At 65.5% G+C, this 13,526-nt stretch carries 9 protein-coding genes; 4 read left to right on the forward strand and 5 right to left on the reverse strand.

Annotation, left to right across the window (positions count from 1 at the left end; genetic code table 11):
* Positions 1-15 precede the first annotated feature (15 nt).
* Entirely contained in the window at positions 16-951 is a 936-nt protein-coding gene (gene fabD / locus OKW87_RS05310; RefSeq protein WP_265542874.1) for an ACP S-malonyltransferase, read from the reverse strand.
* A gap of 170 nt (positions 952-1,121) precedes the next feature.
* Here fabD and OKW87_RS05315 point away from each other — a divergent pair, with 170 nt between their 5' ends.
* Positions 1,122-1,541, forward strand: a complete 420-nt coding sequence (locus OKW87_RS05315) for an RcnB family protein (RefSeq protein WP_265542876.1) — start codon at positions 1,122-1,124, stop codon at positions 1,539-1,541.
* A gap of 66 nt (positions 1,542-1,607) precedes the next feature.
* On the opposite strand, the gene OKW87_RS05320 is transcribed toward OKW87_RS05315, so the two are convergent.
* The 4 genes from OKW87_RS05320 to OKW87_RS05335 all read right to left on the reverse strand — a co-directional run bounded on the left by OKW87_RS05320 (position 1,608) and on the right by OKW87_RS05335 (position 8,120).
* Positions 1,608-3,092 carry a tryptophan halogenase family protein gene (locus OKW87_RS05320; RefSeq protein ID WP_265542878.1) on the reverse strand — a complete coding sequence of 495 codons (1,485 nt, stop codon included), beginning with the start codon at positions 3,090-3,092 and terminating at the stop codon, positions 1,608-1,610.
* Positions 3,089-4,120: a cupin-like domain-containing protein gene (locus OKW87_RS05325; RefSeq protein WP_265542880.1), complete on the reverse strand. Its 1,032-nt coding sequence runs from the start codon at positions 4,118-4,120 to the stop codon at positions 3,089-3,091. The genes OKW87_RS05320 and OKW87_RS05325 overlap by 4 nt, the downstream gene beginning before the upstream one ends.
* Positions 4,121-4,125: 5 nt before the next feature.
* The gene (locus OKW87_RS05330; protein WP_265542882.1) at positions 4,126-4,848 is read right to left on the reverse strand and encodes a SapC family protein; all 723 of its coding nucleotides are present in this window, start codon (positions 4,846-4,848) and stop codon (positions 4,126-4,128) included.
* A gap of 137 nt (positions 4,849-4,985) precedes the next feature.
* Entirely contained in the window at positions 4,986-8,120 is a 3,135-nt protein-coding gene (locus tag OKW87_RS05335; protein WP_265542884.1) for a TonB-dependent receptor, read from the reverse strand.
* Positions 8,121-8,478: 358 nt separating this feature from the next.
* On the opposite strand from OKW87_RS05335, the gene lldD reads away from it, so the two are divergent.
* The 3 genes from lldD to OKW87_RS05350 are packed head-to-tail and all read left to right on the forward strand — an operon-like array spanning position 8,479 to position 13,367.
* Positions 8,479-9,636, forward strand: a complete 1,158-nt coding sequence (gene lldD, locus OKW87_RS05340; protein WP_265542885.1) for an FMN-dependent L-lactate dehydrogenase LldD — start codon at positions 8,479-8,481, stop codon at positions 9,634-9,636.
* Between the two features lie 45 nt (positions 9,637-9,681).
* Positions 9,682-11,145: a Gfo/Idh/MocA family protein gene (locus OKW87_RS05345; RefSeq protein WP_265542887.1), complete on the forward strand. Its 1,464-nt coding sequence runs from the start codon at positions 9,682-9,684 to the stop codon at positions 11,143-11,145.
* Positions 11,073-13,367, forward strand: coding sequence for a hypothetical protein (locus tag OKW87_RS05350; protein WP_265542890.1), 2,295 nt, complete (start codon positions 11,073-11,075; stop codon positions 13,365-13,367). The genes OKW87_RS05345 and OKW87_RS05350 overlap by 73 nt, the downstream gene beginning before the upstream one ends.
* Positions 13,368-13,526 lie beyond the last annotated feature (159 nt).

Consider the following 13,526-nt stretch of genomic DNA (forward strand, 5'->3'; position numbering starts at 1 on the left):
GTTGCGCGAACCACTCTACAACGTTTTCGCCAGCGCCTCGATATCGTCCATCGAGACCACGCTGATCACCGCCGCATCCGCGGCGATGCGTTTGACCATTCCGCCGAGGACCTTGCCGCCGAGTTCGACGAAGGAGGTGACCCCCGCCGCCTGCATCGCCAGCACCGACTCGCGCCAGCGGACCATTCCGGTCACCTGCTCCACCAGCAGCGCGCGGATCAGCTCCGGATCGCCTGCCGGCGCGGCGGTGACGTTGGCGTAGAGCGGCACCAGCGCGCCCTGGATCGCCACGCCGCCAAGCGCCTCCGCCATCGCGTCGGCGGCGGGCTGCATCAGCGGGCAGTGGAACGGCGCCGATACCGGCAGCAGCAGCGCGCGCTTGGCGCCCATTTCCTTGGCCATGCCGATCGCGCGCTCGATCGCCTCGCGGTGGCCGGAGATTACGACCTGGCTCGGATCGTTATCGTTGGCGACGGTGCACACCTGGCCCTCGGCCGCGGCATCGGCGATCGCCTGTGCCTTCTCGACGTCGACGCCCAGCAACGCCGCCATCGCGCCGACGCCCACCGGCACCGCGGCCTGCATCGCCTCGCCGCGGGTGCGCAGCAGCTTCGCGGTCGTGGCGAGATCGATCGCGCCCGCCGCGCACAGCGCGCTATATTCGCCGAGCGAATGGCCCGCGACGAAATCGGCCTTGTCGGCCAGCGACAGCCCGGCTTCCTTCTCCAGCACGCGCAGCACTGCGATCGCATTGGCCATGATCGCCGGCTGGGCGTTGGCGGTGAGCGTGAGCTGGTCCTCGGGGCCCTCGGCCATCAGCTTCGAAAGCTTCTGCCCCAGCGCCTCGTCGACTTCCTGGAACACTTCGCGCGCGTGCGGGCTGGCGGCGCTCAGGGCGCTCCCCATGCCGACGGCCTGGCTGCCCTGGCCGGGGAAAATGAATGCACGCATCTCGCTCTCCTATGTCTGGGGCCGCGCGGTAGAGCCGATGGCATGCCGGGGCAAGTTCGGCCCGGTTACAAACTGCGACCATTTCGCCCCATCTCCGGGACAGGTCTGCGACACCCGACTCCTATTTATTGATCAACGCCAATGACGGCGTCCATTCAGGAGTAGCAGTCATGAAGAAGCTCATTCTCGGCCTGGTCGCCGCATCGATCGCCGCAACGCCCGCCCTCGCCGCAGCTCCCCAGCGCGGCTATGACGCACCCCGCCAGCAGACGGTGGTGAAGCAGCGCCCCAACGGCACCGTCGTGGTCCAGCAGCGCAACCAGCGCGGCCAGGTCGTCCAGATCAACAACCGCAACCAGCGCGGTCAGGTCGTGCGGGTCAACAACCGCAACCAGGCACGCAACTGGCAGCGCGGCCAGCGCTTCGACAGCCGCTATGCCACCAATTATCGGCAGATCGACTATCGCCAGTACCGCGGCCTGGGCGCACCTCCCAGCGGCTACCGCTATGTCCAGTCGGGCAATGACGCGGTGCTGGTGGGCATCACCAGCGGGATCATCGGCGCGGTGTTCGCCAACCTGATCCGCTAAACCTGCCGGCAGACCGGCAAGCGAACGGCGGGGCTTCGGCCCCGCCGTTTTCGCGTCAGCAGGCAATCAGGCGGCGGCCGGGCAATAGCTCTGCAGGAACTGCGCATGCGGCGGCAGTTTGGCGACTCCGGCGCCGACATTGGCCGCAAGCGCCCCGAGGGCGTCGCGCAGATCGGTGGGCGGCATCATCCTGGCGAGTTCGTGATAGCTTTGCGGTTCGATCCCCTGCCCCATCAGTACCTGCACCCAGCTATCCACGCGGAACAGCTCGATCCCGTCCTGATGGGCCTCCGCCGCCTCGCGGAAGGCGGCGATGCGCGCGGTCAGCGAGTCGGGCACCGCCATCTCGCGGCATTGCTTCCAGAAAGCCGAATCGTCGCGCTGGTTGAGATGATAATGGAGGATGATGAAGTCGCGGATATTCTCCAGTTCCTGGCGCGACTGATCGTTGAAGCGATCGGCCACCGCCTCGCTCACCCCGCCGAAGGGGAAGGACTGGATAAGCCGGGTGATCGCGATCTTGACCAAATGGATGCTCGTCGATTCGAGCGGCTCGATGAACCCGCTCGCGAGCCCCAGCGCGACGCAATTGCCGTTCCACACTTTCCGGCGCCGCCCGGTGCGATAGCGGATCAACCGCGGATCGAAGAGAGGTTTACCTTCTATCTCGTTGAGAAGTTTCGTCTTTGCTTCGTCGTCGGACATAAAGTCGCTGGCGAAGACGATGCCGTTGCCGACGCGGTGCTGCAACGGAATCTGCCACCGCCAGCCTGCCTGATGCGCGATCGCGCGCGTATAGGGAACCGGCGGACGCACCGACTCGGTCTGCACCGCATAGGCGCTGTTGGTCGCCAGCCAGTGGGTCCAATCCTCGAAACCGGTCTGCAGCGTCTGCTCGATCAGCAGCCCGCGAAAGCCGGTGCAGTCGAGGAAGAAGTCGCCTTCGATCCGGGCGCCCGATTCCAGCACAAGCGCGGTCAAATGCCTGCTTTCGGGATCCTGGTCGACGCTGGCGATCTTGCCCTCGACTCGCTTGACCCCCGCCGGCTCTGCAAGCTTGCGCAGGAAGCGGCCGTAGAGCGTGGCGTCGAGGTGATAGGCATAGTTGATCGTCGCGCCCTCGCCGGTGGCGAAGCGTCCCGCCTCGGCCGCCTGCAGTTCGAAGCAATAGTCGCTCAAACTGCCGCCGAATCCCTGCGCCTTGGCCTCCATCCAGAAATGGTGGAAGGGCGCCATCCACGTCGACTTGCGCCCGATCTCGCCGAAGCTGTGGACGTAGCGATCGCCCACTTTCCCCCAGTTTTCGAAGACGATGCCCAGCTTGAAGGTCGACTGCGTCTCGCGCATGAAGGTTGCCTCGTCGAGGCCGAGCAACTGGTGGAAGGTGCGCGAGGTCGGGATCGTCGATTCGCCCACGCCGACCGTGCCGATGTCGTCCGATTCGACCAGGGTGATGTCGAGCAGCGGACCCAATTGCTTGACCAACGCCGCCGCCGCGACCCAGCCGGCGGTGCCGCCGCCCGCGATCACAACCCGCCGGATCGCGCTCATCGGTTGAGCCTCTGCAGAAGCTGCGCGCGCAAGCGCCGTGCGTTCATCTCGTCCATCACTCCCAGTGCTCCCCTCGCCTGCTCCGGCAGATGCGCGCCCCCGCGCTCCGCGTCGCCAAACACGTAAAAATCGAACAATGCCTTCCACCCTTGCTTCTCATGCTCGGGCCGGTCGCGCAGGCTGAGCAACGCGTGGAGCAAGGTGGTCTGGGGGGTGTCGATGAAGCGTGGCGAAGTGTTCCACCAATAGTTGATCATCGCATTGAAGCCGTCGAGCGCCTCGACCTGGTGCCACCATAAAGCGGGATAGATCAGCGCATCGCCGGGCTCCATCTCGGCCACCTCGGCCGCGGCAAGCGCTTCGGCGAAGCCAGGGTGGCGGGCGAGATCGGGTGCATCGAAGTCGACCATCGAGACCACCTGGCCCGCCGGCGTCAGGTCGAGCGGGCCTGGATAGAGATTGGCGACCTGATCGGGCGGGAACAGCGTGAAGCGCCGGCGCCCGACCATCGTGACCGCGATGTTGTTCGACATGTCGTAATGTGCCGAAGTCGTCGTCCGGTTGCCGATCCAGATGCTGACCAGCGGCGGATGCGCCACCAATTGCGGGTCGCCGAAGGAAAGCGCGGTCTCGGCCCGCAGCCCCGGCAGATACAGGTCGATGTCGGTCGAGCCGATGAAGACGGACTGGGCCTGCGGATCGCCCATATGGGCGAGGATCGCGTCGAGATAGGCCGACAATGCGCCGCGCTCGCGGGCGAAATTGAGCCCGGTGCAATCCTCTTGATAGCCCCAGCGTCCCCCGATCGCCGGTTCGCCGACGAAGGCGGTGACGGGGCGGCCGCCGTCGAATTGCTTCAGCCAGGCAATCGCGGACTCCGCGCCCTGCAACCCGGCGGCCACCAACGGCAGATCGCGGGCGATGCCGCGCAGGATAGCCGGGCGACCCTCGGCGATCAGCTCCGCCACGGGCAGGCTGCGCGCGTCGGCGCCCTCGATCACGCGCGTGCGGCGGGTGATGGCAGGCATCATCGTCAGCCGATTTCGTCCAGTAGCTTCTGCTTGCGGGCGATCAGCTGCTGGACGTTGCCGAGCGACGCCGCGGCCAAGGTGGCAAGTCGCAGCAGGCCCGATCGATGCAATCGCTCGAGCGGCTCGCCCGCAAGTGCGGCCAGCGCCTCGATATCCACGACGAAGACGTCGGGTACGGTGTAGCGGCGATCCTCGCTGACATCGATGCTGAGCGTGACCGGCGCAAGCAATCCCGCTTCGTCGAGCGCGGAATATGCGGCCGGGGCGGTTTCCATGCCATCGTAGAGCAGCCGCAGCACGGCGGTGATATGATCGAGATAGGTGGTATTGCCGCCATGTTCGAGGAACAACGGCAGGCCCTGGGCGTCGCCGACGCGCGGATCGTCCATATCGACATGGACCATGGGCTCGCTTGCCTCGTCGCCGACGGAGTTGCGCGAAATGCCGATCGAAAAGGGTCCGCGTCTGTGCGTGGCGGGGACATAGCGGCTCGCCCATCGATCGCCCGCGAGGAAGAGATTTTCGTCGCGATCGAGCCCCAGCAACGCAAAGGCCTGGAGCCCGGTCTCGCGACGACGGAAGATGATCGCGAACTCGCGCTGCAATTCCTCAAACTCGGCGGGGAAGACCAGCGCCTGATTGGCCGCGTCGCCGAAGTCGGCTCCCGCCCTCGGGCTGACGCGGAGAGCGGCATGGTCGATATTGTTGATCTGTACGGGGTTCATCCGCTCCGGTCCTGTTATCGCGCAAATCTAGCAGCGCGCGGGCAATGGACAAAAGAAAAAGGCCGCTGCACGCAGCGCGCGGCGGCCTTTCTCCCCCCTTTTATCGGGAGTGGGCGCCGGCCCACTCCCGAATTCGCTTAGAAGCGGAAGCGCGCACCCAGCCAGAAGCGGGGCTTGAGTTCCTGCACATATACGAGGTTGGTCTTCGTACGGGCGTACTGACGGAACGGCTCGCTCGTCAGGTTGACCGCTTCGAGCGACACGGCGAAGTTCTCCGTGACGTCGTAGCTGATATTCGCATCGAGCGTACCGAAGGTATCGGTGAACAGCGGATTGCGGTTGCCGCCTTGGTTCGTCCCCGACAGATATTTGTCGCGCCAGTTGTACGAGACACGAGCCGAGAGACCGCCCTTGTCATAGATCGCGGTCAAGTTGGCGCTGTCGCCGAGGCCCGTCAGTGCGAAGATATTCACGTTCGGATCGGCATAGGGGTCGACGTTCACGTTGCCGTCCACCTTGGTGTACGATGCCGCAAAGCCGAAGCCGGAGCGCCCGAAGAAGTGAGTCCAGGCGACTTCGAAGCCGTGAACATTGCCTTCACGGTTGTTGACCGGGCCGCTGATCGCGAAGGTGACCAGCGGATCGTTCGCGTCGCCCAGGATGTCGGTGGGCGTCGCGAGCTGCTGATTATAGTAGGTGTCGCGAAGGTTGCCGGTCACCGGATCCAGGTTCGCCTGGAAGGCGGCGGTGGCCGCTGCCTGGTTGCCACCATTCTGCACCAGCAGCGCGGTATAGCCGAACAGGTTGATGTCGCTCAGCGAGATGCCGTTGTTGCGCAGATAGTTCAACGCGATGCCCGACCGCGAACCCGCGGTACCGGCGCTCGGATCGCGCAGCCCGAACAGGCTGCCGTTGGTCACCTGGTTGCCGATGAAGTTACGCACGTTCTTGTTGAAGAAGCCGACCGAGAAGAAGCTCGAGGGCTTGTAATACCATTCCAGCGAAACGTCGAAATTGTCCGATTCGAGCGGCAGCAGACCGGGATCGTTCCGGGTGGCACCGGCAGGTGCGGCACCGAGCGCCGTCGGACGGTTCGGAGCGTTTGCGGTTACTGTGGCGAACAGGTTGCCATAGTCCGCGCGCGCCAGCGTCCGGCTGAACGAAGTACGTGCGACCACGTTGTCGAGCACTTCGATGTTGAAGTCCATCGACGGCAACAGATTCTCGTACTTGGCCTTCTGGACCAGTGCGCCGCCGACAGGGCCGCCATCGACCAGGAAGTCATTGTCCGACTGCCAGCGCAGCGCGGCAGGGACCGACTGAAGCGCCACGGCCGTCACCGAGGTGCGCTCGTAGCGGACGCCGAACAGTGCGTTCGCACGCCGGCCGGCGATTTCGCCGCCCCAAGCCATCTGGCCGTACACGGCCCAGGTCTTCTCCCCAACGGTATCGTCCGCCGAACCTTGGTTCATCACCGTACGACCGGCAATCCCGCTGGTCTGGTAATAAGGCGAAAACACGTCGAGAAGATCGACTGCATTGCCGCGGAAGGCGACCAAGGCCGATCCGGTCGAAGCCGGATCATATCTGTCGAACTTGCAGGTCATGCAGAAGGTCTTGACGAGGTCGCCTGCCCTCTGGCTGACGATGCCGGTGTCGGTGATCCCCCAGTCGCCCAGCATCTGCTGGGTGTTCGACGTCACCGACCGCATTTTGGCATCGACAAAGTCGCCGCCGAAGCTGAAGCGGCTTCCCTCGCCCAGATCCCAGGCGAATTCCGCCCCATATTGATTGATCCGTGCTTCCTGCGCCGAGGTGATGGTGCGCGCGATCTGGGTTCCCACGTCGCCGAGGTCGAGCTGGTTGTTGCAATTGCCGCCGCGTCCACCATTGGTCGCGTTGCAATCGTTGAGCGTCTCGGACTGCTGCGGGAAGCCGCTGCTGAAGTCGACGCGATGCGTGGCGCGCACCGGCGCACCGATCGAGATGGTCGTCGCTGACGAGCCATTCGAATTGTCCGGATCGGTGGTCGACTTCGAATGGTTGGCGTCGAGCGTCAGCGACAGGCTGTCGGTGAAATTCCACTTCAGGTTTCCGCCGAACGAATACAGTTCGGTGTCGGTGGCGAAGCGCTGCTGCTCGTACCCCTTATCCGCCTGGACGGCTTCCGCCAGGATGATCGCGGTTTGCATCTGCGGGTCGGAGTCGAATGTGACGTTGGTGAATGGGCGCTGGAACCAGTTGGTCTGCTCGCTGCGCTCGTCGCTCAGCTTGTTGCGCGCATAAAGAGCGTCGACCGTGAGCTCGAAGCTGTCACTTGGCTTGAACTGGACGACCGCCTGGCCGTTCATGCGCTCGCGGCGATTCTCCGAGAACTGATAGCGGCTATCGTTCGGGATCTGAACATAAGGCGTCGTCGGCCGGTTGGTGATGTTCGTCGTCGGCCGGATATAGGCGCCGCCCGTGTTCAGAAAATCGGCCAGCGGCACGATGTTCCAATAGTTGGGGTTCGACTGGATCGAAGTCGATTCGCGCAGCTGGTAGCTGCCGAACACCGTGACCCCGAAGGTCTCGCTCGGATCCTTCCAGTTGAGCAGGCCCGATACTTCGGGGGTGATCTTGCTCAAATCTGCTTCGGCATTCTCGACCGTCCTGTCGTAGAGCGCCTTCGCGCCGATCGAGCCCGAGAAGCCGCTTTCGGCCGAATCGAGGGGGCGGCGGGTGACGATATTGATCGAGGCACCGATGCCGCCCGACGGGATGCTGGCGCGACCGGTCTTGTAAACCTCGAGCCTAGAGACACCTTCCGACGCCAGGTTCTGGAAGTCGAACGAGCGACCAGTGCCGCGCGCAAAGGCGTTGCCGGTGCTGGTGTCGATGCTCGTCGAGGGCAGCTGGCGACCGTTGATCGTTACCAGATTGAAACCGCCGCTAAAGCCCCGGACCGCGACCTGCGAACCTTCGCCGTTTGCGCGCGTGATCGATACGCCGGTAATCCGCTGGAGCGACTCGGCGAGGTTGGTGTCCGGGAACTTGCCGATATCCTCGGCGGAAATCGCGTCAACGACGCCGGCGGAGTTGCGCTTGATCTCAATCGCGGCGTCCAGCGCGGCGCGGATGCCGCTGACGACGATCTCGTCGCTCGCCTGGTCCTGCTGCGCGGCTGCGCCCGAATCCTGCGCCAGCGCCATGCCGGGCATCATCAAACTGGTGGTGATTGCTATAGCGGATGCCGAGCGCACAAGCGCCGACGAAAGCCGAATGCTCTTCATAGGTCCCCTCCTAAATCAGCGCGCCCAGGGCTCGCCGCATGCCGTTTATTTTATGAGTCGGCCGTTACCGCTCGATGTTAACGCTACCATGCTGTCCGGCGTTGTCAACGGGAACAATGGCCTGAAAGCGCTACCAAGAGGGTCAGATTTTATCATTTGGGATCAGTTGTTTGCGTTGTTTAAACGCAAGGTTGTGAAGGATTTTCGTTCGCTGCGACAAAAATCACACAGCCGTCTGCCCAACGGCGCGCGGCGAAACAGAAGATGCCTAGGCGCACCCCGGCGATTTTCGAATCGCTTATCGGACGCGGAAGCGGCTCGACAGTAGCTTCCAGTTTATGGCACCGCATATCACGCGATGAGACAAGCAGCCTCCACCCTCGATTATCGCGAGCTCGCTCGCCGTCGGCTCCCCCATTTCCTGTTCGAATATATCGACGGCGGTTCCTATGCCGAGGTGACGCTGCGCCGGAATGTCGACGACCTCTCCGCGATCGCGCTGCGCCAGCGCGTGCTTTGCGACGTCTCCACGCTCGATCTGACGACCAGCCTGTTCGGGCGCGCGGTGGCGCTCCCGGTGGCGCTCGCGCCGATTGGGCTCGCCGGGATGAACGCGCGCCGCGGCGAGGTACAGGCCGCGCGCGCCGCCGAGAAAGCGGGCATCCCCTTCTGCCTCTCCACCGTCTCCGCCTGCCCGCTGCCGGAAGTCGCGGCGGGCACCAGCGCGCCCTTCTGGTTCCAGCTCTACATGATCCGCGATCGCGGCTTCATGGCCGAGCTGCTCGATCTCGCCACCGCCGCCGGCTGCGACGCCCTGGTGTTCACAGTAGATATGCCGGTCCCCGGCTCGCGCTACCGCGACTACCGCTCGGGGCTGGCCGGCGCGAGCGGCATGGCGGGAGGGCTACGCCGCGCCTGGCAGGCGGTCCAGCGCCCCGCCTGGGCGTGGGACGTCGGCTTGCACGGCCGCCCGCACCAGCTCGGCAATGTCGCGCCGGTGCTCGGCAAGAATAGCGGGCTCGAGGACTTCTTCGCCTGGATGCGCAACAATTTCGACCCCAAGGTGAGTTGGAGCGACCTGGAGTTCATCCGCTCGCGCTGGAGCGGACCGCTGATCATCAAGGGCATCCTCGATCCGGAAGATGCACGCGCCGCCGCCGAGGCGGGCGCGGACGGCATCGTCGTCTCCAATCATGGCGGGCGCCAGCTCGACGGCGTCCCCTCCACCGCGCAGGCGCTGCCGCCGATCGCCGATGCCGTGGGTGACAAGCTGACCGTGCTCGCCGACGGCGGCGTCCGCACCGGACTCGACGTCGTCCGTATGCTCGCGCTCGGCGCCAAGGGCGTGCTGCTCGGGCGAGTCTGGGCCTATGCGCTTGCCGCGCGCGGCGAGGCCGGGGTTGCCCACATGCTCCAGCTGATCGAGGCCGAGATGCGCGTGGCGATGGCGCTTACCGGCTGCACCAGCATCGACAAGATCAGCCGCGACGCGCTCGTGGAAACCGGTTACCGTTAAACCGAATCGACCGGGCATAAGTCCGGCGAAAACAGGGGATTGAGGATGGACGAAAAGGCGAATCCCGGAATCCGTCGCCGCGACGTCGTGCGCGCGCTGGCAGCGGGCGCGGCGGTGGCGACCGCGATGGACAATGTCGCGCTGGCCGCATCGAACACGCGCGAACGCTATGCGGCGGTGGGCGTGGGCAGCCGCAGCCGGATGTTCCAGTCGGCGCTATGGGGTCCGCACAAGGCGCACGGGCTGCTGGTGGCAACCTGCGACGTCAATCCCGGCCGTCTCGACAATGTCGCCGCCCGCGCGATCCGGGAGGGTGCCCCCGCCCCCAGATCCTATCTCGCCGCCGATTTCGAGAAGATGCTGCGCGAGCAGAAGGTCGACACGGTGATCGTCACCACCCCCGACGCCTTTCACGACGACTATGTCGTCCGCGCGCTCGACGCCGGCTGCAACGTCATCACCGAAAAGCCGATGACCACGACGGCGGCAAAGGCGCAGCGCATCCTCGACGCGGTCAAGCGCAGCGGCCGCCACATCCGCGTGACCTTCAACTATCGCTACGCGCCCTATCGCAGCCAGGTGAAGGAGCTGCTGATGTCGGGCGAGATCGGCGACGTCTTGTCGGTCGATTTCCAGTGGCTGCTCAACACGGTCCACGGCGCGGATTATTTCCGCCGCTGGCATTCGAGCAAGGCAATCTCCGGCGGGCTGATGGTCCACAAGGCGACGCATCATTTCGACCTGGTCAATTGGTGGCTTTCGGACATGCCCGTGCGCGTCGATGCCACCGGCAAGCGCGAATTCTACACGCCCGAAATGGCGCGCCGCTTCGGGCTCGACGGCCCGCACCAGCGCTGTCGCACCTGCCCCGAAAAGGCCGAATGCAGCTTTTTCTTCGATCTCGCCGCCGATCCGGGGCTCAAGTCGCTTTATCTCGATAACGAGAAATATGACGGCTATTTCCGCGATCAGTGCGTCTGGCGCCCCGAGATCGACATCGAGGATACGATGAACGTCATCGTCGGCTATGCCGGCGGTACGACGCTCAGCTACAGCCTCAACGCGTTCAACGCCTGGGAAGGCTATCATATCGCCTTCAACGGCACGAAGGGGCGGATCGAGCATAGCGTGGTCGAGCAAGCCGGCGTCGCAGGCGCGAGCGGTCATTCCGACGAAGATCGGATCAAGACCCGGATCATCCCGATGCGCGGCGAACCGCGCGACCTGAAACCGCGGATGGGCGCCGCGGGCGGCCATGGCGGCGGCGACGCGGTGATGCTCGCCGACATCTTCGATCCAGGCGCGCCCAAGGACCCCTTGCTGCGCGCCGCCGACGAGCGCAGCGGCGCTGCTTCCATCCTGGTCGGGGTAGCAGCCAATCGCTGCTTCGAGACCGGACAGCCGGTGGAGATCGCCGACCTGGTGAAAGGGCTCGAATGGCCCGATTATCCGGCGATGCCCAACCACAAGGATCGCGTGCCGATGCCGCCGCGGATCATGCGGGGCTGATCGCGATGCGCTGGACGCTGCTCGCCCTGGCAGCGGCGTCCCTCGCCTCCCCCGCCCCCGCCCAGCCGATCGACCGGCGGGCGCTGGTCGGGCGGCATGCCGTGCTCCTCGACCGGGTGGATCGCCATGCGCCGCTGATGCTCGGCAACGGCAATCTTGGCTTCACCGCCGACATCACCGGGCTGCAGACCTTCCCGGAGCAATATTCGTCGATCGCGCCGCTGCTGACGATGGCGCAATGGGCGTGGCACAGCTTTCCAAATCCCATCGGCTATGGGGAGCGCGACGGGATGGTGATGGTCCCCGTCCCCGGCCGCGGCGCACGGCCCTTCCCCTGGATCCGCGACTGGGCCGAGATCGAAGCGCGCCCCGCGCTCAAGTGGCTTCGCGAGAATCCGCACCGCTTCTCGCTCGGACGGATCGGCCTTGCATTTCTGCGCCGCGACGGCAGCCGCGCCACCTTCGCGGACATCGCCAGCCCGCGCCAGCGGCTCGATCTGTGGAGCGGCGCGCTCACGAGCAACTTTGCGTTCGACGGCGCGCCGGTGACGGTAGAGACACGCGTCCACCCGAACCGCGACATGGTAATGGTGCGGATCCGCTCGCGGCTGGTGGCCAGCGGCCGGATCGGCGTCGACCTGCGCTATCCGGGGATTTCGGCACAGCTGAATCCCGATCCTTCGGACTGGGGCAATGACGCCGGCCACCGGACCCATATCGTCAGCCAGCGCCCGGGCGCTCTTCGGCTCGAACGCTCGCTCGACGATTCGCGCTATCACTCGGCGATCGCCGCCAACGGGCCGATCGCCCAGAGCGGTCCGCACGCGTTCCGCGCCACGAGCCGAACCGATACGCTCACGGTGACGGTGAGTTTCGACCGCGCTCCGAAGCCTCCGGGCGGCTACGATCCCGCCGCCGTCAGCCGTCATTGGCGCGATTACTGGACCCGCGGCGGCATCATCGACTTTTCCGGCAGCAGCGATCCGCGCGCCGCCGAGCTCGAGCGGCGTATCGTCCTCTCGCAATATCTCGCGGCGATCAACCAGGCGGGCAGCCTCCCCCCACAGGAAGAGGGTCTCTTCTCCAACAGCTGGAACGGCAAGTTCCACCTCGAAATGCACCCGCTCCACGCCGCGCACTGGGCAAGCTGGGGACGGCCCGACCTGCTCGAACGCAGCCTCGCCTGGTACCTCGAAGCGCTCCCGCATGCCCGCGAGACCGCGCGCGCACAGGGCGTACAGGGTGCCTGGTGGAGCAAGATGACGGGGCCGGAGGGGCGCAACAGCCCAAGCACGGTCAATCCCTTCATCATGTGGCAGCAGCCGCACCCGATCTACCTGGCGGAACTGGTCTACCGCGCCCGCGCAACCCCCGCCACGCTCGCCCGCTATGCCGAGCTGGTCGATCAGACCGCGCGGCTGCTCGCCAGCTGGCCGCGCCGGGACGAAGCGGCCGGGCGCTTCGTGCTCGGCCCGCCGATCATTCCCGTGCAGGAAAATCATCCGCCGCTCACCACCGTGAACCCGACGTTCGAGCTCGAATATTATCGCTGGGCGCTCGCGACCGCGCAGCAATGGCGCGAACGGCGCGGCCTGGCGCGCGAACCGCATTGGGATCGGGTGATCGCGCAGCTTGCGCCGCCGCCGCAGCGCGACGGTCTCTATCTGCCGGTCGAGAGCGCTCCCGATTTCTGGCATCTGGCGGCCACGCCCGGCTGCAGCGGTCATGCCGGGCACGGCTGCCTCAACCGCGATCACCCTTCCTTCCTGATGGCCTATGGGCTGATTCCCGGGCGGGTGGACCGGGAGATCATGCGCCGCACCCTCGCCACCACCACGCGCCATTGGGACCTGCGCCAGACCTGGGGCTGGGATTTCCCGATCGTCGCGATGACCGCAGCCCGACTTGGCGATCCCGAAGCAGCGATCGACTGGCTGTTGCGCGATGCCCCGAACAATCGCTGGGGTGTCAGCGGCATGACGCCGCGCGTACATCTGGAGGCAGAGCGGCAACTGGTCGGCCCCGCCGCCGCCGGAGAAAAGGCGGGTCCCGAAGGCCCCGGCTTCGCTCGTGCGGCCGAGACCTATTTCCCCTCCAACGGCGCCTTGCTCCTCGCAACGGGAATGATGGCCGCCGGCTGGGAGGGATCGAGCGAACCTGCCCCCGGCTTTCCGCGCAAGGGCTGGAACGTGCGCGTCGAGAGAATCCGGCCGCTCCACTGAGGCCCGCTTTGGCGAATAATATTGCACCCCCCACACCTTCAACGCTATGAAGGTTTCGCCTTGAGGGTCGCCCCCTTTGGGACGGGCCGGGCGGTGTTTAACTCCCTTTTCCACCGTTCGGCCTTCGCCCGTGACTTGGATCCAGACGATAGGTTTCGC

This window comes from Sphingomonas sp. M1-B02 (genome assembly GCF_026167525.1).
Classification (GTDB): domain Bacteria; phylum Pseudomonadota; class Alphaproteobacteria; order Sphingomonadales; family Sphingomonadaceae; genus Sphingomonas.